The sequence below is a fragment of the Geobacillus sp. FJAT-46040 genome (genome assembly GCF_002335725.1).
In the GTDB taxonomy this organism is placed as follows: Bacteria; Bacillota; Bacilli; order Bacillales; family Anoxybacillaceae; genus Geobacillus; species Geobacillus thermoleovorans.
On sequence record NZ_NISS01000001.1, the window covers coordinates 942,165 to 960,816 of the forward strand.

14 protein-coding genes and 4 pseudogenes are annotated in these 18,652 nt (G+C 47.2%); 7 read left to right on the forward strand and 11 right to left on the reverse strand.

The genetic code is table 11. The annotated features are described in order from the left end of the window. Nucleotides 1-19 precede the first annotated feature (19 nt). Nucleotides 20-1,339, reverse strand: coding sequence for an ABC transporter substrate-binding protein (locus tag CD000_RS05105; protein WP_233130401.1), 1,320 nt, complete (start codon nt 1,337-1,339; stop codon nt 20-22). A 374-nt stretch (nt 1,340-1,713) separates the two neighbouring features. Beyond that, nucleotides 1,714-2,691, reverse strand: coding sequence for a LacI family DNA-binding transcriptional regulator (locus CD000_RS05110; protein WP_096225032.1), 978 nt, complete (start codon nt 2,689-2,691; stop codon nt 1,714-1,716). 193 nt (nt 2,692-2,884) lie between these two features. Here CD000_RS05110 and CD000_RS05115 point away from each other — a divergent pair, with 193 nt between their 5' ends. Next, nucleotides 2,885-4,018 carry an IS4 family transposase gene (locus CD000_RS05115; RefSeq protein WP_096225033.1) on the forward strand — a complete coding sequence of 378 codons (1,134 nt, stop codon included), beginning with the start codon at nt 2,885-2,887 and terminating at the stop codon, nt 4,016-4,018. A gap of 190 nt (nt 4,019-4,208) precedes the next feature. Here the strand turns inward: CD000_RS05115 and CD000_RS05120 are convergent. Further along, a pseudogene (locus CD000_RS05120) lies at nt 4,209-5,657 on the reverse strand (IS66-like element ISBst12 family transposase). Nucleotides 5,658-5,949: 292 nt separating this feature from the next. On the opposite strand from CD000_RS05120, the gene trpB reads away from it, so the two are divergent. Beyond that, complete coding sequence (trpB, locus tag CD000_RS05125) at nt 5,950-7,113, forward strand: tryptophan synthase subunit beta (protein ID WP_096225034.1); 1,164 nt, start codon at nt 5,950-5,952, stop codon at nt 7,111-7,113. A 209-nt stretch (nt 7,114-7,322) separates the two neighbouring features. Then, a complete protein-coding gene (gene tnpB, locus CD000_RS05130) occupies nt 7,323-8,435 on the forward strand; it encodes an IS200/IS605 family element RNA-guided endonuclease TnpB (RefSeq protein ID WP_096225035.1) in 1,113 nt (370 codons plus the stop codon). A 312-nt stretch (nt 8,436-8,747) separates the two neighbouring features. On the opposite strand, the gene CD000_RS19470 is transcribed toward tnpB, so the two are convergent. The 3 genes from CD000_RS19470 to ade form a co-directional block, all read right to left on the reverse strand. After that, a complete protein-coding gene (locus CD000_RS19470) occupies nt 8,748-9,284 on the reverse strand; it encodes an exosporium glycoprotein BclB-related protein (protein WP_304441549.1) in 537 nt (178 codons plus the stop codon). Nucleotides 9,285-9,300: 16 nt separating this feature from the next. Then, complete coding sequence (locus tag CD000_RS05140) at nt 9,301-10,407, reverse strand: glycosyltransferase (RefSeq protein WP_198962487.1); 1,107 nt, start codon at nt 10,405-10,407, stop codon at nt 9,301-9,303. A 254-nt stretch (nt 10,408-10,661) separates the two neighbouring features. Continuing rightward, nucleotides 10,662-12,395: an adenine deaminase gene (ade, locus tag CD000_RS05145; RefSeq protein WP_096225037.1), complete on the reverse strand. Its 1,734-nt coding sequence runs from the start codon at nt 12,393-12,395 to the stop codon at nt 10,662-10,664. 195 nt (nt 12,396-12,590) lie between these two features. On the opposite strand from ade, the pseudogene CD000_RS05150 reads away from it, so the two are divergent. From CD000_RS05150 to CD000_RS05160, 3 pseudogenes are all read left to right on the forward strand, one after another. Further along, nucleotides 12,591-12,662: pseudogene (locus tag CD000_RS05150) on the forward strand (DUF4004 family protein); the annotation flags it as partial. Between the two features lie 413 nt (nt 12,663-13,075). Continuing rightward, nucleotides 13,076-13,574 (forward strand): annotated as a pseudogene (gene hxlA, locus CD000_RS05155) (3-hexulose-6-phosphate synthase); the annotation flags it as partial. Then, nucleotides 13,549-13,839, forward strand: a pseudogene (locus CD000_RS05160) (phosphoheptose isomerase family protein); the annotation flags it as partial. The pseudogenes hxlA and CD000_RS05160, both read left to right, overlap by 26 nt. A gap of 397 nt (nt 13,840-14,236) precedes the next feature. Here the strand turns inward: CD000_RS05160 and CD000_RS19035 are convergent. From CD000_RS19035 to CD000_RS05175, 3 genes are all read right to left on the reverse strand, one after another. Then, nucleotides 14,237-14,572 (reverse strand): bis-aminopropyl spermidine synthase family protein, encoded by a 336-nt coding sequence (locus CD000_RS19035; protein ID WP_081106643.1) that lies wholly within the window; start codon nt 14,570-14,572, stop codon nt 14,237-14,239. A 103-nt stretch (nt 14,573-14,675) separates the two neighbouring features. Beyond that, nucleotides 14,676-15,347, reverse strand: a complete 672-nt coding sequence (locus CD000_RS05170) for a GNAT family N-acetyltransferase (protein ID WP_033015477.1) — start codon at nt 15,345-15,347, stop codon at nt 14,676-14,678. A gap of 15 nt (nt 15,348-15,362) precedes the next feature. Next, nucleotides 15,363-16,037 carry a GNAT family N-acetyltransferase gene (locus CD000_RS05175; RefSeq protein ID WP_015375151.1) on the reverse strand — a complete coding sequence of 225 codons (675 nt, stop codon included), beginning with the start codon at nt 16,035-16,037 and terminating at the stop codon, nt 15,363-15,365. A gap of 240 nt (nt 16,038-16,277) precedes the next feature. Between CD000_RS05175 and CD000_RS05180 the strand changes: the two genes are divergently transcribed. Then, nucleotides 16,278-17,156, forward strand: a complete 879-nt coding sequence (locus CD000_RS05180) for an IS982-like element ISGsp1 family transposase (protein ID WP_014195983.1) — start codon at nt 16,278-16,280, stop codon at nt 17,154-17,156. 411 nt (nt 17,157-17,567) lie between these two features. On the opposite strand, the gene hxlR is transcribed toward CD000_RS05180, so the two are convergent. Together hxlR and CD000_RS05190 are read right to left on the reverse strand one after the other, a co-directional pair. Further along, nucleotides 17,568-17,933 carry a transcriptional activator HxlR gene (gene hxlR, locus CD000_RS05185; protein WP_055358499.1) on the reverse strand — a complete coding sequence of 122 codons (366 nt, stop codon included), beginning with the start codon at nt 17,931-17,933 and terminating at the stop codon, nt 17,568-17,570. A gap of 241 nt (nt 17,934-18,174) precedes the next feature. Further along, on the reverse strand, nt 18,175-18,652 hold a 478-nt coding region (locus CD000_RS05190; RefSeq protein WP_143425275.1), incomplete at its 5' end, for a transposase.

The following is an 18,652-nucleotide window of genomic DNA, read 5'->3' on the forward strand; positions in this document are numbered from 1 at the left end:
CACATAAACTAAAACTCTATTATTGTTGTGATTTCCAGTAACCTTCAATTTGCTTCAACAATTGTTTTCGATCGATTTTATTGTCTAAATATTGCTGCATGAACGCACCAACTTGAGACCAATGGTCAGGTGGAAGCGTAACCATCGATCGAAGCGTTTTATTATTGTTCATATACGCTTTAATCGATTTTGCTAATGGATCTTGCGGCTCTAATGTAATATTTTTGAACGCTGGGATGATGCTCGCCTTATTGACTAAAAAGTCTTGCCCTTTTTCATTATATACTAGCCACTCTAAAAACTTTTTCGCTGCTGCTTGTTGTTCAGGGGAGTTTTGCTCTTTGTCAATGATCAAGCGCTTCGTTACACCAACAGAGATTTGCGAGTTACCATAGTCATCTGGATTATCGCTAATTGGCACTGGCAAGAAACCGTAGTTGCCGTTTGTTGTATCAAACTCTTTAATTTGCGGCCATGCCCAGTTCCCCATAAACCAAAGACCGACTTTTCCTTTTCCTAATAACTCCGGTCCTTGCTCATACGTTCCTGACATCGGATCTTTCTTATTAATGTTATTTTCTTTTAATAAATCAAACGTATCTAATAGCCCGTTTAATTTTTCGTTTTTCGTCAAATCTTCTTTTCCTTCTTTAAGGTTTGTTAAAAACGCTTCCACTTCTTCAAACTTATTTGATTGTACGCTATAACCAATTGTTAAATAATGAGCCCCTAACGACCAATCCATTGGAGATAACAAATTGGAAGCTACTCCTGTTTTTTGAATTTTTTTGATTAATTCTGCCAAGTCTTTTCTCGTTTTAATCGAAGCAGGGTCAAAGTTTCCGCCTACTGCTTTATCAAGAACGGCTTTGTTATAAATTAAACCATATCCTTCAACCGCAAACGGGAAGGCAAGAATCTTTCCATCTTCTGTCTTCGCATCATCTAAACTACCATCAATAGCATCATTCACCCATTTTTCTTTTGATAAATCAAGCGCCTTATCGGCAAATTTTTTCACATCACCTGGATCCACCATTGCAATTGTCGGTGCATTTCCAGATGCATACATCGATGTTACCTTTTCAAATGGGGACTGGCCTGCAGCAGCTGGGATTACTTCTAATGTTATTCCAGGATTTTCTTTGCTAAATTCTTTTGCTGCTTCTTCAAGCTGTGCTTGAATTTCACCTTTCGAATTCAAAAACGTAATTTTCACTTCTGAACTACTTGTTTTCTTTTGTTCAGACTGTTGACTTTCCTTCGCGGAATTCCCACATCCTGCCAACAGTAAGGATAAAGATAATACTGCGGCTGACATCATTTTTAGTTTGCTCAAATTAGTTCCCCCTCTTTTTAAAAATATTTGTACTTCTACCGTGATTATATTAAAGCGGTTTCAATATGTCAATCGTTTGACATAAAAAATGTTAAACGATTGATATATTGTAAGAAAAGCGCAAAGCGCCCGCCTATCGGCGAAGATCGCACAAGCCCCACCGAGGAGCGCTCGAACCAAGCACGGCTTGGTTCTGCGTGGGCAAAATCACTGAAGTTTCTCCATGTGTTGCCGCCGAAAGAAGGGGCGGATCGCATCACACCGATGGCGCTTGGAGCTAGACAGCTCCCCACCTAATTGTAACATTTTATACTTTCTTACCTTACAAAAAAGGTGTTGAAACGTTTATCACTTTCAACACCTTCCCTACATCATCACGTCGTCAACCGTTCGATCAACTCTACCGGAAACACATTCTCACGTTCAAACGGCTCTTCGTTTACTTGCTTCACAATCAATTCAACCGCACATTTCGCCATCTCTTCAATCGGTTGACGAATGGTCGTGAGTGGCGGAACAAATAACGAAGCAAGCTTAATATCATCGTATCCAACAATTTTAATATGTTCAGGAATCCGTCTATTCAAGAAATAACCGATTTGAATAAAATAGGCCGCCATGACATCACTACTCGCAAAAACACCATCGATATCGGGGTGTTTTTCTAACAAATTTCGAATCATCGCTTCGTATTGAGTGATGTCAAAAACATTCAGGTCCGTTTCAACAATCACCGATTCAATCCCATGTTCTTTACTTAATTCGATAAATGCTTGTGAGCGTTTATTGGCAAGCAATTGAAGCTGTAAATTCCCGCTTATATGAGCAATTTTTTTGCATCCTTTTTGAATGAGCAAATGGGTGGCCAACTTCCCCCCACCGTAGTTATCAGAGGAAATATAAGGAATTTCTTCACTAATGCGCCGATCAAATGTGACGATCGGATAATTTAAGTTCATATATTCTTCCACTTCTAGCGTATGGCTCCCCATAATAATGCCGTCTACCCGATTGCTTTTGAGCATCTCGATATACTCTTTTTCTTTTTTTCGATCGAGCAATGAATTGCAAATTAGCACTTTATATCCCATTAAATGGGCATAATATTCAATGAAACCCGATAATTCCCCGAAAAACGGATGAGATACAGTTGGAATAATGAGTCCTATTAACTTTGATTGTCGGCGATGCAAAGATCTGGCAATTTCATTTGGTTGATAGTTTAATTCTTCCATTGCCTGATATACTTTTTTGCGGGTTGCATCGCTAATATATCCACGATTATTCAATACACGAGATACGGTTGTTACGGTGACACCTGCTAATCGCGCCACATCCTTAATCGTAGGCATATTCAACCCCCTTGCTTTTATCGTAAGTTCACAAACAAAGAACACTTCTCTTCTGACACAATATAAGATTAAGAAAGAATCACACGCTATCAGGCGTGTTGATTATCCAATAAAATCCAAAGGGTATAGAAAAAAGAGCACCTTTCCTGTAGAATGTGAGTAACGACACAAACAAACCCAAGAGGTGCTCTCTATGAACAAGCATACCACACTCCCGAATTTGATGCAAAAACTTGTTTCGGATGAAGAGATTCAACGGATTGCCGAAGCGGTTGGGGATCGTGATTCGTCTCGAACCTTTACGTTGCGCGAGTGGATTCACTTCTTCCTGCTGGCCGCCATGCATCAATGGAAAAGCTTTCGCCACGGAGCCGATGTGGGGCCTCTGTATGGATTGCCGCGATTCCATTATTCCACAGTATCCAAGAAAGCGAAAGAAGTTCCCTATGACATCATGAAACGCTTGTTGGCGTTGATCATTTCCAAGTGCAACCGCCAAACCCGCCGTTCGCTTCGGTTTCCCAAACCGCTTCGGGTGGTGGATTCGACGACCGTCACGGTCGGGAAAAACCGCCTCCCATGGGCTCCGTATCACGGCGAACGCGCCGGAGTGAAGCTGCACGTCGCGTATTCGCCGGAATCCTCGCTGCCGGCAGACGTGGTGGAAACGACCGGACTGCGTCACGATGGCCCAGTGGGAGAACAGTTGACGAACGCTCAACAAGTGCTGGTGGAAGACCGGGCGTATGTCAAAATCGAACGCCTCGATCGATTTGTGGAGCAGCATCAGCTCTTTGTCATTCGAATGAAGGACAACATCGAACTTCATCAGAAAAAAAGCTTGAAACGCCTTTCCAGCACATCCTCATCGGTTCAAGCCGACTTCACGTGCCAGTTGGGGACGAAACAATGCCGCTCCACCAAGCGTCACCGGGTGGTGATCTTTCGAGATGCGAATGGCCGCGACATTCGGGTCGTGACGAATCTCTTCCATGCGTCTGCGGAAACCATTGCCGACATGTACCAACAACGTTGGACCGTTGAAGTCTTTTTCCGCTGGGTAAAGCAATATCTGAATGTCCCAACCTTGTTTGGCACGACGGAAAATGCGGTATACAACCAACTGTTTGCGGCGTTCATCGCGTATGTGTTGCTGCGATGGCTGTATGATCAAACCAAAAAACAGACGAACGTCTCTCTTTCCTTCATTTCGTTCGTTCGCCGTTTTTTCTCTGGGCAGCTTCCTCTCGATTGGAAATCCGGGATGGCCGCTGCTTTGTTTGAGTATGCCCAAATTTATGGAAGGTGTATGTATAATTTTGGATAATCAACACTCGTGTTGTTCGATAATCATCGGTAATGCAAAAGGGATCTATTATATTATTTTAAACTATTGATTATATAGATTCAATTTGAAGGTTTGACATTTATATATACATGCAACGTAACTATTCACCCCAGTGCTAGTGTATAAAAAAGCCCAGCACAAATAGGGCATTTCGGTCATAGAAAATGCCCTAGGTAGCGGAAAGAACTCGATCGATCGTTTCGCCTGCCAACAGAAGACATAACGAATCCCACACGTTGTTTTCGTGTTTCGTCAGTGTGGAAACGATGCTTCTTGCGATGCAAACCGACTGCGAGAATGTTTCTTCGCGAAACGTACCCGAAATGTTCTCTTTGACTTTGACCATGCGAAGATCGCGTTCGGCTTGGTTGTTATCAAAGGGAACATGTACTTCACGTAAGAAACGCAGCGCTTCTTCCTTTCGTTTTTGAAGGCGTCGAACAAAAGCGAGTGCTTTTTTCGGAAGAGGCGTCATCGTTTCTAATCGGTGTTGTGCTCTTTCTAGGATGCGATCATACACTCGTTCCCACCGTCTCGCTTCTTCTTCGGAAAGTGCACCGTGATGGGCTTCGACGGCTTGCTTGGCGGCTAACAGAAACGTGGTCATGCGCATCGCCCACGTATGCCCCTGTTCGATGAATCCTTTTCACTCTCGCTAATGGTGGGCATGACAAAGGGCATGGGTGGCATGTGTGTATTTCGGATACGTACCGAACGCATCGTGCATCATCGTCCCTTCATATCGGGGAAGAATCCCGATATCATCGGTCGCTTTTTTTCCACGAGAAGCGTGAGGAGCCAAGTATGTATATCTCGATGTACACGCGACATGCACCCATGCGAGTTTCCCATTGATGCGCAAACTCGTTTCATCGACATGCAGGATGTTGGATTCAAGTAAGGCGTCTTCGATGATGTCCATATTTGATTCCAACGATTCGCGTCCTCGTTTCACCATATTGGCAAGAGTTCCCGTACTAATCGAGTGTTGATATAACGCTTCGATTGTATCACTTAAACGCTTGTACGGGATCAATTGGATATGATGTAAATAAACAACGAGCGCCGTGAGCCGTGGACCGTATTGCACATGATTCGTGACATGGGATGGGAATTCGGCTTGTTGCACGCATCGACAATGTGGACACGATTTCACTTCACGTTCATGTTGTGTCACCTCGATCGCCACAGGAGGGACATCAAACACTTGACGGATATCGACTTTGAACGGTTTGACTTCACGCAAAGAAGCTCCACATCCTTGACACGTATGCACACGGTGGACGACACGATGATGTGGATGTTCCACTTGACGGAGCGTCTTCCCCTCATGTCCCTCTTGCCCACCAGGCTTTTTGCCAGACGGCTCGCGGGAGGAACGCTTTTTCTCAAAACGGTCAGAAGATGGGGGCAAATGGCTATTGGAGCTGTTTTTTTTCGTGCGTGCTTCCAGCTCTTGAACACGGTACTTCAGTTGTTCATTTTCTTTGCGTAGTTGTTTGTTTTCGTGACGCAAATGTTCATTTTCTTGAATGAGTTGATGAATGAGCTGTTTTTGTTGTTGAACTTTGCCGATTAAGCTCTCAACTGTAAATACAGCTTGTTGTACCGTCAACATGCGATTCACCTCCTTGTCTATCAATATTCACATCATAGACAAGGAAAGAAGAAAATATTCAGCTCACTTTATGATGTGGCTGAATAGTTACACATGCAACATGAAGTCCAAAAATCCAACAATATCGCGGCATGGGCAGCGGTCGTTGGATGAAACACCGTTTCGCCATCGTGGATAGATTCGGAAGTCTATTTATTTAAATGTTTGAAAAATATAAATTATTTATTGACTTGCTTGCCAAAACGGTTTATGCTGATGTTATGACTTTTAGAAAGCAGAGGAGAGATGAGCGATGAGCGTAGTGCAGGAAAGAAGAGGGTATTTTGGTGAGTTTGGTGGCAGCTTTGTTCCGCCTGAACTGCAGGAAGTGCTTGACTACTTGGAAGAGCAGTTTCTGAAATATAAAGATGACCCGGAATTCAATGAGGAGTTTCGAACCTATTTGCGGGAGTATGTCGGCCGTGAGAGTCCGCTGACGTTTGCGGCGCGGTTGACGGAGCGGCTCGGCGGGGCGAAGATTTATTTGAAGCGTGAGGATTTAAACCATACCGGTTCGCATAAAATCAACAACGTGATCGGGCAAATTTTATTGGCGAAGCGGATGGGCGCGAAGCGGGTCATTGCGGAGACAGGCGCAGGCCAGCACGGGGTGGCGACCGCTACCGCATGCGCCATGTTTGGCATCGATTGTACCATTTATATGGGAGAAGAAGATACGAAGCGCCAGGCGCTTAATGTGTTCCGCATGGAGCTGTTAGGGGCGAAAGTCGTGTCGGTCTCGAAAGGTCAAGGACGATTGAAGGATGCCGTGGACGAGGCGCTGAACGATCTTGTGCAAAACTATAAGACTACATTTTACTTGCTTGGTTCGGCGGTTGGTCCGCATCCGTACCCGTCGATGGTGAAACATTTTCAGTCGGTTATTAGCGAAGAGAGCAAGCGGCAGATTGTAGAGAAGGGAGGACGTCTTCCGGATGCGGTAGTGGCCTGCGTCGGCGGGGGAAGCAACGCCATCGGGGCGTTCGCCCACTACTTGGATGAACCGAGCGTGCGGCTCATCGGTGTCGAGCCGGAGAAGGCAGCGACGCTAACGAAGGGCGTTCCGGCCGTGTTGCATGGATTCAAGTGTTTGGTGCTCCTTGATGAAAATGGAAACCCGCAGCCGACATACTCGATTGCCGCCGGGCTTGATTACCCGGGCATTGGTCCGGAACATAGCTACTTGAAAGTGTCCGGGCGGGCTGAGTATTATACGGTCACGAACGAAGAAGTGCTTGAGGCGTTTCAACTGCTGTCTAAAACAGAAGGAATCATCCCAGCTCTCGAGAGCGCCCATGCGGTGGCGTACGCTATCAAGCTTGCGCCGACGTTAAGCAAAGACCAAATCATCATTGTGAATTTGTCGGGGCGCGGGGATAAGGATGTTGAGCAAGTGTTTTCCATGTTGCAATCGTGAAGAAAGCAGGCGGTTGTTCACGACGGTGTTCGCGTGAAGCCGCCTGCTTATTTGTGATCATCTTCCGCCGAGAAAATCTCGCTTTTACCCGTAAATGTAAGTCGGGATGAATCCGGGCTTCCTTTGCGAATCTCCCTATTGCCCCCAATGGGCAAAAAGTATACAATGGATGTAAATAGAACAAACGTTCTTTTTGAGGAGGGAGGGCTATGCACAAAGCCTATCGCTTTCGGCTGTATCCCACCCGAACACAGGCAAAACTCCTCAACGAGACGATTGGGTGCTGCCGATTTGTGTACAATCACTTTTTGGCCGAGTGGAAGGAGACGTATGAAACCACGGGAAAAGGACTCGGCTACAACGAGTGTTCCAAACGATTGACAGCTTTGAAGAAAACCCTTCCAGGGCTGAAAACCCCTGATTCAACCGCCTTGCAAAACGCACTGCAGCAGTTGGCCGAGGCGTTTGACCGGTTCTTCGAGGGAACGGCGAACGCTCCCCGCTTCAAAAGCAAAAAACACCCGAACCAATCGTACACCGCCCAGTGCAACTACCCAAAGAACGGACGCCCTACGATCGAAGTGGACGGCCATCGGTTGAAACTTCCCAAGCTCGGATGGGTGAAGTTCGCCAAAAGCCGCGAGGTGGAAGGCCGCATTCTCTCCGCCACGATTCGTCGAAATCGAGCGGGGAAGTATTTCGTCTCCATTCTCGTGGAAACGGATATTCCCCCATTGCCCCAAACCGACAAGAAAGTGGGCGTCGATTTGGGGTTGAAACAGATCGTAGTGCTTTCCACAGGCGAAACGATCGAACACCCCCGGTATTGGCGCCGGTATGAAGAAAAGCTCGCCTACTGGCAGCGGGTGATGGCTCGTCGAAAGCCAAGCGGTTCGAACTGGGAGAAAGCCCGTTTGAAAGTGGCCAAGCTTCATGAAAAAATCGCCAACTGCCGGAACGATTTCCTGCACAAACTGTCCACCCGCCTCATCCGCGAAAACCAAGTGGTGTGCGTGGAGGACTTGCGTGTTAGGAACATGCAAAAGAATCGCAAGCTGGCTAAATCCATTTCCGATTCCGCGTGGGGGAGTTTTCTTCGCATGCTCGAGTATAAAGCGATATGGTACGGGCGGACGGTGGTTCGTGTTGCGAGCACGTTTCCCTCGAGTCAATTGTGCTCGTGCTGCGGGCATCGGCACGTCGAGGTGAAATCGCTTGGCATTCGCGAGTGGGTGTGCCCCGCCTGCGGAGCCGAACATGACCGGGACCATAACGCTGCCCGGAATATTCTAAATGAAGGGCTTCGACTGCTGTCGTTGTAGGGCGGCTGAACCGTGGGACGCACGGGGATGGCTTGGCGGACATCCTGCCGCGGGGCGGGTGTTCCCAAGAATCTCCCACCTCGAAATGCGGGCGGGAGAGCGTTCAACTGAACGGAGAGGGATTATAAGGCCGCTTGTTTGCAGCGGCCTTAGTTGAGCGCTCCAATGAGCGCATCCTTGGTATCACAGTGAGGCGCTAACTAATCGCCACTCCTGCACTCGCATACCCCATGACGGAAGCGGCGATTGAAAGGCCGGAAGTGGTGATGAAAAACGCCATGAGCAGCCGGTCGCCAGTATTGACAGGCACGTTTATCCTGTGACAATGCCGCTGGCGTTTTGGGCTAGGGAGATGGGAAAGGTGATTGATGGCGTTAATGTAATGAGCGTGCCTGGAATAGGCGAAAATACGTTGCTGGATGGAGAAGTGGCGATATACAATTGAGCGCGGATCGTAGCTGTTCCTAAAAGCGCTGTGCCTGTTGTAGCGGAAAAATTGGCTGCGACAGCAGTAATGATTCCTGAACGCGGGATGGTAAAGGAAAAATTCGATGTGCCGCCAAGGTTTATCGTTCCTCCCACTAAACTGATGCTTGAAGCAGCGTTTCCAAATCCGATCAAACTTGTGGTGTCGGCCAACCCGGCTATAGTGGCGGTCAAGACAACCGTTGTTCCTGAAGCGAATGGAATGATGGCTCCTGCTCCAGCTGGTCCCGTCGGCCCTGTAGGTCCTTGAGGTCCGATGGGTCCCGTGGGTCCTGTTGGTCCGGTATAGATTTTTACAATCGGCGGCCATGTTCCGCATAAAGGGGAAAGACATTTTACTCGAATAGGACGTCGGTCAGACAAGCGGCATAACCTCCTTTCATCGCGATTCATCGGCTTGGTGGAACGTGCTTTCGGCGGCGAGAATGGATTGCAGCAAACATTCGTTGTGCAAAACCGCGGGATGATGAGGAACGTATTGTTTGGCTTTTTCGTTATGTTGGTATGCTAACTCGTACTCGCCCATGTAAAAGTAACATACACAAAGCTGCAAGTGGGAAAGCCAAGTCCAACAAGCATGATGAACAAATCCCCAGCTGTCGGAAGGCATTGTGAGCTGAGTGGCTAAATGGTACCAAAATGCGGCAAGCCGATATTGCTTGCGCTGAAGAAAGTAATAGCCGAGCCGGTAGCAGCATTCAGCCCGAGGGGTATCGTATTCGAACGATCGGAACGCATATCGCAATGCCTGTTCTTCATCACCGAGCGCATCAAAACCATCCGCTACCTTTCCGCAGGCGGCGATGCAATCTTCCACCCACCCTTTTTTTGTCTGCAAAAACTGTTCGTAATACTGAATGGCTTGTTCGTATTGTTGATGGTCAAACAATTCGTTGGCAAAGTAAAATAGATCTCTTGGCGAAAGTTCTATTCCTTGTGCTAGCTGCCTCTCGTAAATTTTTAAATTTCGGTCTGAAGCGTGATGAGTAGGTTGATGAATGATGGTAATGTCGCTATTGAGAATGGTTCCCCATACTTCCAAATATTCGTGAACGACCCCATGCCATCGGAAGCGGTTGGCTCGTTTGATGAGGCGGTTGCGGCGGACGCTGGAAATCGTTTTTCCATCTTCATCTTGGGCAAGGCTGTAAATCATGGTGACGGAGTCGATGTCAGGAGAAAGGGTGTGCTTCAGTGTGAGAAATTTTGTTTGCTCTTCTGCCGGCAGGATATCGTCTGCGTCCAGCCAAAAAATATAGTCCATTGCGGCGTGGGAAAAGGAGAAATTTCTCGCCACAGAGAAATCATCGCTCCAAGGAAAGTCGATGACTCGTGCGGTGTAGGATCGGGCGATTTCTTTCGTGCGATCGGTCGACCCTGTATCCACAATCACGATCTCGTCTACGAGATGTCGGACGCTGTCCAAGCAGCGGGCAAGGATGTCTTCTTCATTTTTGACGATCATGCAAAGGCTGATGGTGATCAATTTCCTTGCACCTTCCTTTCGACCATGTTGCTGCTTTACAATCATGCAGGAATGTGCTTATGCCAATGCCGCATGGCGCTGTAAAAAAGAGAAAAATAGGCGGGGCGAAGAAAATCCCTTCATCCCCTTGGCTGATAAATGGAGGAGATGAAGGGACTTGGTTTTTTGGCGGGTCGGCTTTAAGTGGCAGCTTTCTGTAAGGCGGGTGCTCGCCAAATCTTATCGCTTCGAAGCGTCAGCGCAAATAGGAGGGTTTAAACCGCTTCAATAGGAATGAATTCCCATTTGTTCACATCAAATAACCCTTGGTCGGTCAGCTTGAGCTCCGGGATGACCGGCAAGGCGAGGAAGGACAGTGTGATAAACGGGTTGAAGGCATGGCTTGAGCCGAGCGAGTCCAGCGCTTCATGGATCTGTTTCAATCCATTTAACACTTCAGTATAATCTTTTCTTGTCATCAATCCGCCGATCTCAAGCGGTAATCCAGCGAGCACCGCTCCGTCTTTGGCGACGGCAAGCCCGCCTTGTTGTTGGCGGAGCTGTTCAATGGCGACGATGAGGTCGCGGTCGTTTGTGCCGACGGCGATGGTGTGATGCGAATCGTGCGCAATCGAAGCAGCGATGGCGCCTGCTTTGAATCCGAAACCGCGGACGATGCCAAGGCCGATGCCGAGGCCGCGATGGCGTTCGACGACCACAAGCTTCAGCAAATCCCGTTCGACCGAAGGGGAAAAGGCCCCGTCGCGGACATCGACTTCGGTGACAAGATGGTTCGTATGCAAATGATTTGGGATGATCTCAATGACATGGGCTTTGTTTCCTTTCGTCATCGGGATGCGAAGATCCGATTCGGTGACGGGTCGGCAACGAATGGATTGAAGCAATTTCGGTTCGGTTTCACTGGATGCCGGATGGAAGGAAAGCGTTGCCCTTCCATGTTCGGCGACGAGCGCCCCTTGTTTGAAGACATGGGTGATTTTCAGCGTTTCCAAATCCTCAACGAACAAAAAGTCGGCGTCATACCCCGGGGCGACAGCGCCCTTCGTCGACAACCGGTAGCACTCGGCGGCGTTTAACGTGGCCATCTGGATGGCCAGAAGCGGGTCGAGCCCGGCGCGAATGGCGAGCCGCACGTTGTGGTCGACGCTGCCTTCGAACCATAAGTCATCAAGATGTTTGTCATCCGTGCAAAACAAAAAGCGGCGCGCGTTGTGCTCCGTGACGGCAGGAAGAAGTTTTTCGAGGTCTTTGGCGACCGATCCTTGGCGAATGAGCACGTACATGCCGCGGCGAATACGTTCAAGCGCTTCGTCGGCGGTGACGCATTCATGGTCCGTATGGATGCGGGCGCTTCGGTAGACGTTGATGGCGTTGGCATCAAGGCCGGCCAAGTGGCCGTCGATGAGGCGGTTGGCGTTTGCCGCGAGCGCCAGTTTGTCAAGCATCGATGGTTGTTGTTCCCTTAATGACGGATAGTCCATCACTTCCGCCAATCCGAGAACGCGTTCATCGTTGAAAAACGGCGCCAGTTCCGCCGCGGATAAGGAGGCTCCGGCATGTTCGAACGAAGTGGCGGGCACGCACGACGGCAGCATCATATACACATCGAGCTGCGTCCGTTTCGCATCGTCGAGCATAAATTGTATGCCGCGGACGCCAGCGACATTGGCGATTTCGTGCGGATCGGCAATGACGGTCGTCACACCATGCGGGAGAACGACGCGGGCGAATTCGCTCGGGGGCACCATCGACGATTCGATATGCACGTGTCCGTCAATCAGCCCCGGGCATATATAACGCCCTTCGGCATCGATCGTTTTCCTTCCCTCATAGCGGCCGATGCCGACGATCATCCCTTCCGCAATGGCGAGATCCCCTTCGATGATTTCGCGCGTAAACACGTTGACGATTTTCCCGTTTTTGACAACGAGATCCGCTTCGGTTTGTTTCGCTGCGGTGGCTAGCTGTTTTTGTAAGATCGAATTCATGCTGCTGACTCTCCTTTCCTCATGTCCATCGCCTGATCATCGGCGGAAATTGGTTTTATTGTAATGAGCCAGCTGACAAGTTGTCAACCGCTTTGGTTCGTTTTTTACCATGCGTATGGCGCTGTTGTTTTCGCCTCTCTTTATAACGTAACAATGTTATGCTGCAATTAACAAAAGGAAGGGGGTGTGCGGCTCATGGAACAAGAATTGATCTCGAAAAAAGGACTGCTTGAGCTGACGGGCATTTCGTACGGCCAGCTTTACCGCGATATCACAGCATTTTGGCCATGTTCATTTGCCTGAAATGGCCTCAAAACTGTCGAACTCAGGAAATAAAATCCGGCGTTTTAGGGCTGTCTCACAAAGATGAGATAGCCCTTTTTACATATGGCTTGACAAAGAAACAGTTCTTCAGTTAATGCCACAAGCAATGGATAGCATATTGCTTTTCTTATTTTTGGGCCATTTCAAAATAAAATTTGTCTGGAAATGGAGAGCCCCTCTTTCCCAAATAGTATACATAATGAACAATAGTGTATTTTTTGATACTATATAAAAATAAAGTGCGTACTTTTAAAGGCAAAACATACATAGTATACTCATCAGTGTGTAAGAGATAAACACATAAAAATGATACTGCTTATGCAACCTGCAAAATTTTTATGAGAGGTGAAGGATTCATGGAATTACAATTAGCATTGGATCTCGTAAACATTCCAGAAGCGAAACAATTAGTAAAAAGAAGTTGAGGAGTATGTGGATATTGTAGAAATCGGCACTCCAGTTATCATTAATGAAGGTCTTAGAGCTGTAAAAGAAATCAAACAAGAATTTCCTCACTTAAAAGTATTGGCAGACTTAAAAATCATGGATGCCGCCGCATATGAAGTCATGAAAGCGTCCGAAGCCGGAGCCGACATTATCACGATACTTGGAGTTGCTGAAGATTTGTCCATCAAAGGTGCTGTGGAAGAAGCTAAAAAACAAGGCAAAAAAATATTGGTGGACATGATCGGGGTTAAAAATTTAGAAGAACGAGCGAAAGAAGTAGATGGGTTTGGAGTCGACTATATTTGCGTACACACAGGTTATGATCTTCAAGCAGTCGGCAAAAACTTTCTTGAAGACCTTGCCACAATCAAACGTGTCGTGAAAAACGCAAAAACTGCTTTCCATGGCTGAAAAAGCGAAAAGCTTAGGGGCAACCGTAGCGTTAGTGACCATTTTCCCTGAATCGACCATTGGACAATTGGCTGATATCACGGTCAAATTGCCTGGCTCGCCTAAAGGCCAGTCAGATAACGGATACAAAACGATACAGCCGATGGGATCGCTTTTTGAGCAAACCCTCTTGCTGTTTTATGATGCGATCATATTAAGATGCATGGAGAAAAAAGGATTGGACTCCAATACCATGTTCAAAAGACACGCCAATCTGGAATAGAGTATAAGGAATGTTGCGCAGACATCTTTAACCATTCGAAATTTTAAGCTATTTAAACGAAATTTTCAACTTAATCACGGGGGAAAGGAGAAAAGGTCGCAAAGCTTTCTTTAAGAAACGCTTTGCGGTCTTTTTTTAATCGGGAGATTGGATTCTTGTGATCGATCCATGATCGTTCATTCCCTTCGTGCACATCAGCCGCTCTCCCACTATCAGCATTCCCTCGATGATCATTACAAATCAAATCGGTTATCAGTCAGAACGCGGGGGGGTGCCAAGACTTTTTGCAAAATCGATGACCACTCCTTTCATGGTTGCACGCGGCGTCAAAAACTCTCAAAAGTCTGTTGCCTTCCATAATCCATCGGTAAAATCGTGCGATGGTGGCAAATGTCATTCAGCAAACCTTGAAGAACGCAACTCCGCATGCAGATGTCAGGAAACGGCGAACAAAACGCCCGCCCTCGGCAACGGGTATTCCCGCTGCAGAAGGCGGGCAGTCTCGCCCCATCAGATCTCCCTGTTGGGCCATCAGTGCCAGCCGCCGAACGGTTGTCTCGGGCGTCACATACCCTTGGTCAAAGTCGGGCGTCGCCTTGGGCCGCATGGCTGCGATATCTTGAAAAGCAGCAAGGACGCTGTCAAAAGGCGGCCTCAGAACAATGCCGCGCCCCGCGCAAACCTCACAGCGCTGTTCGGCCACCCGTTCTAGGCCCATACCCCTTTCCAGCATCGAAATAGCATTTTTGCTGCTTTCGATAGGGAAACGATAAAAGACGCGCTGAAGTTGGAAAAATTTTTTTAAGGTTCCATAAGCATGGTGTTTTTATTAAGGTTTAAATCGGTAATAGCGGTATGGTGTTTTTCGCCTCTAGTTTTTCCATCATTTCATACCAATCCCTTGGTTTGTTCGATAAGACAGAATAATAACGTTTCAAAAACTTCACAACAAGATCCGCTGGAAGTTCATTCACGCTATCGTCCATCGGAAGGAAACAAAGATCAAGCCCGGTTACGGCTTCTCCATCATTGTTCCAAGATGGATGGACATAAGGGAAGTCAAGCCGCTTATATCCCAAATGAGATAATACCTCACGACGAACATATGGATCCATCGGCTTAATCCCGCCAAATTCATAATGCTTCACCCGATAAGGATCATAAATCTCGGCGAACATGCCATACAACTGCTTTCCATTTGCAGCGGCCCAATTTTGCAAATCCTCCAGCCGCTTTTTGGCTAAAAACCGGCCGATCCCCAGTCCTGCTTGGCCGATAATGGTGAAATCTGTCATCGCGACATTTAAATCTTCATAATAACGGTACTCCGTTGCGCCTACTACCTCTCCTTCGTGAACAGCAACGCACACACGAATTCCCGGATCTTCCAGAGGCTCTTTCCACAAATCAAATGCCAATACTTCTTCCGGAGGAAATACATTTTGCATCAATTGATGCATTTTCTTAAACAAAGGGTCTTCAATGCTCGTAATTCTGCGATACTCCATTTTCATCATTCTCCTTTAAGATTTTGCGCGATAAAAAGGATTTTTCCATTCCATCAGTGCAGCATAATTGCACGATTCTTCATCTTCTAAATAGTTCGCCACCACTTTGACAGGTGTGCGGCCGCAGCGAAGCAGGAAGGTAATAACAGGATCTTTCAATTTGCCTTTTACTACCGCTTCGAGATATTGCTCCGCTGTCATCTCATGCGCTTTTTTATGATAGCCAGGCATCCTCCCTCCGCCTAACAGCCGCTCTAGTCCCAAATGAACAACCACTTCATACATGGATAGCATCAGCCATTTTCCCAGCCCCCATTTGCGGTAGGCAGGGCGCACGCCAATATCAACGACATAAAGCGTATTCCCGTTTGGGTTATGGTTGCGGATATATCCATGATCCGTGATCTCTTCCCATGTATGGTCCGGATGGCTCGGGTCAAAGTCGACAATAAGCCCTGTCATTGACCCCGCAATTTCACCATTCACCTCAACACATAAGGCTCCCTCTGGAAAGAGTGTCACATGGTTTTTCAGCTGTTCCGTATTCCACCATAATTCAGACGGGAATGGCGGAGGAAAACTTTCCTGTTGAATGCGGATTAATCCAGGAAAGTCCTTTTCTTCATAATTTCGGATCACCGCTGGAACAGGACGATCTTGGTCAAAGACATAAAACTCCTTTCGATACATTCTTACCCCTCCTCTCTCATTATCCATCTAGCAACGTATCGCCCATTCATGTGGCGATACTGATATTATTAGGCACATCATTCTATTTAACAAGTAGATACTTTCGTGTTACATAGTGTGAAAAATTATACCTAAAACCCGTGGTGCTAGATAAACTTGATCAAGCATAAAAATAGCCCTTGCTGGCGGATCTCCAGTAGAATGAAAGTGTCACCCAACATTCGAAAGGAGAGATCCCCCATGCAAGAGCACTTTCATTTTACTACAGATCCAGCCAAACTTCAAAAACAATATGCCGCTATTTTCTGTTTTGTTTCTGCCCAACTGTCGTTGATTCAAATGTATCTTCATCGCCGCAACCGTCACTTGGTCAAGCAAGAAGACGAAGTGGTCATGGCGGTTCACCTTTTGGGGAAGCTGCTGGGCTTTTCTTCCGAACGAGCCTGGCATCGTTTTGTCACGGGAAATTTGTTCACAAACGGCTCGTTTCTTGAACGCTCCCGATACAACCGCCGCTGCCGGGCGCTTGGTTTCGCCATCAAATGGATCCGTCATGAGCTGGCGAAACGTGGCCAACACCATGCTTATGCGGTCGTCGACAGCTTGCCTCTTCCGTTGTGCCATCCCGTGAGAATGCAGCGCGTCAAGCGATTTCGAGGGATCGCGGATATGGGGTATTGTGCTTCCAAAAAGCAATGGTACTACGGTTTCAAGCTGCATCTTCAAGTGACCAATCAAGGGCTGGCCATGGGCTATGTCGTGACGGAAGCGTCCTGCCACGACGTCAAAGCCGCTGAAACGGTGATGACTCAAATCCCTCATCCCTACAACTTTGGGGACAAAGGGTACATCAGCCACGCTCTTCGAGAAAAGCTGTACGAAGAACACCAAGTCGCGTTCTGGACACCGTCTCGACACAATCAAAAGCACGGCCCATCCAAGGCATGGGAAGAATGGATCCAAAAAAAACGCAAAGTCATCGAGACGGTGTTTTCGATTCTCGTAGACCAATACCGGATCACCGACATTCGAGCGAATTCCATGGCCGGGTTTGAAGTGGCACTCGATGGCATCTTGTTGGCTTATTCCTTGGTCACACTAGGGCTGGTTGAGCGCTGACGCTCAACTAGCACCACGGGTACCTAAAAATAAAAAAAGAAATTCGGAATATTTTTTCCAGACCTTCCTCGCATTCGAACAGCCATGCCTAGTCCACATTATTGTGTAAAATCCATTCTCCATCCAGTGAACTTGGATCACTGGAAAACAAAAGCACTTTTTTGCCGTTTTTCTTTTTACGCCATTTTCGGGACTCCATCAACAGTCATCAACGCATATACAGAAAAACCAACGGACAGCGGTTCTTTCATAAAGATGGTTGTCCGTTGGTTTTTCGCGTCTAATTATAAAACTTATTGCTTTCCTCATTATCTTTCATGTATGTATTTCTTTGTTTACCAGCAAAAAAAGAAAAGTGCATATAACATACACGCAGATCGTTTTCGAAGCTTTCATAACAGAGAAAGCTTTCTACTTGGTTGCTTCATTGATTTTTACTTGCCCCTTTACGACCGTCTCCATATAGTTTTTGCCCCATTCATACATCGCATCAAGAATTGGCATCAAACTTTTCCCATGTTCGGTCAATGAATATTCCACTTTTGGCGGAACAACCGGATAGACTTCGCGATGAACAATTTGATCTTGCTCCAGCTCCCGCAGCTGGTTAACAAGCATTCTTTGGGTGATCCCAGGCATGAGGGCTTTTAGTTCGCTAAACCGCTTCTTCCCCCCTTTTCCTAGATGCCATAAAATAAGCATTTTCCATTTACCGCCAATAACAGCGAGTGTTAATTCTTTTTCACAATTATACGTCTTGCCACAAACGTGTCCCATCGTTTCACCCCCATGTTGATTATAACCGGATAGTATACTTTTTGTCACTTTATGATCATAAAGAACATACTTACAAATAAATGTTATATACCTGTTATTTTCACTCATTGCAAATTGTATTCATTCTTTCTGGATGATACAGTGCATTCATTGCATCTGGATGCCTTTTATATCATTAACTGTAGATGAGCATTTTTCATTACAATAATTTCCATGGTTAGAGAGACAAACAGGGTACCCCTTACGCGATACGGAGCTGTTTTTTGATCACATCAATGGGAATATCTTGCTTCGCAGCGTCATAAATGAACTCGACGACGCTGTGGTCTTTCCGCGACCGAAGAAGCTCCAGCCCGGTGGAGAGGTTTTGTCGGGATTCGGCGATGCTGTACACGCAGGCCAACAGCACCACCGCCCAATACCGTTTCACCGCCCGAATGTGGCGAACGCGGTATCCATCCAGCTTCAGTTGATCTTTCGCCTGCCGGAAAAAGCACTCGATCGTCCAGCGCTGGGCGTAGTAACGCAAGATGTCTTCGTCCCCGAGTTCCCGGTCGGTGCTCAAGATGCAATGAAGATGTTCCGGCGCCATCGGCTGATCCGCCTTCCAAGCCAGCAGCACCACCGCGTCATCGAGGCCATGGATGGCCCCCTCATAGCGATACACGCGATAACGCTCCTGCCCCACCGTGACGAGGCGGGTGTCTTTGGACTCGATA

Excerpts from the sequence above, each read along its gene's own strand:
- CD000_RS05110 (WP_096225032.1), bottom strand. The coding sequence starts at position 2,691 with ATGCCTACGATTAAGGATGTGGCGCGATTAGCAGGTGTCACCGTAACA.
- CD000_RS05115 (WP_096225033.1), top strand. The coding sequence starts at position 2,885 with ATGAACAAGCATACCACACTCCCGAATTTGATGCAAAAACTTGTTTCG.
- trpB (WP_096225034.1), top strand. The coding sequence starts at position 5,950 with ATGAGCGTAGTGCAGGAAAGAAGAGGGTATTTTGGTGAGTTTGGTGGC.
- tnpB (WP_096225035.1), top strand. The coding sequence starts at position 7,323 with ATGCACAAAGCCTATCGCTTTCGGCTGTATCCCACCCGAACACAGGCA.
- ade (WP_096225037.1), bottom strand. The coding sequence starts at position 12,395 with ATGAATTCGATCTTACAAAAACAGCTAGCCACCGCAGCGAAACAAACC.
- CD000_RS19035 (WP_081106643.1), bottom strand. The coding sequence starts at position 14,572 with ATGCTGGAAAGGGGTATGGGCCTAGAACGGGTGGCCGAACAGCGCTGT.
- CD000_RS05170 (WP_033015477.1), bottom strand. The coding sequence starts at position 15,347 with ATGGAGTATCGCAGAATTACGAGCATTGAAGACCCTTTGTTTAAGAAA.
- CD000_RS05175 (WP_015375151.1), bottom strand. The coding sequence starts at position 16,037 with ATGTATCGAAAGGAGTTTTATGTCTTTGACCAAGATCGTCCTGTTCCA.
- CD000_RS05180 (WP_014195983.1), top strand. The coding sequence starts at position 16,278 with ATGCAAGAGCACTTTCATTTTACTACAGATCCAGCCAAACTTCAAAAA.
- hxlR (WP_055358499.1), bottom strand. The coding sequence starts at position 17,933 with ATGGGACACGTTTGTGGCAAGACGTATAATTGTGAAAAAGAATTAACA.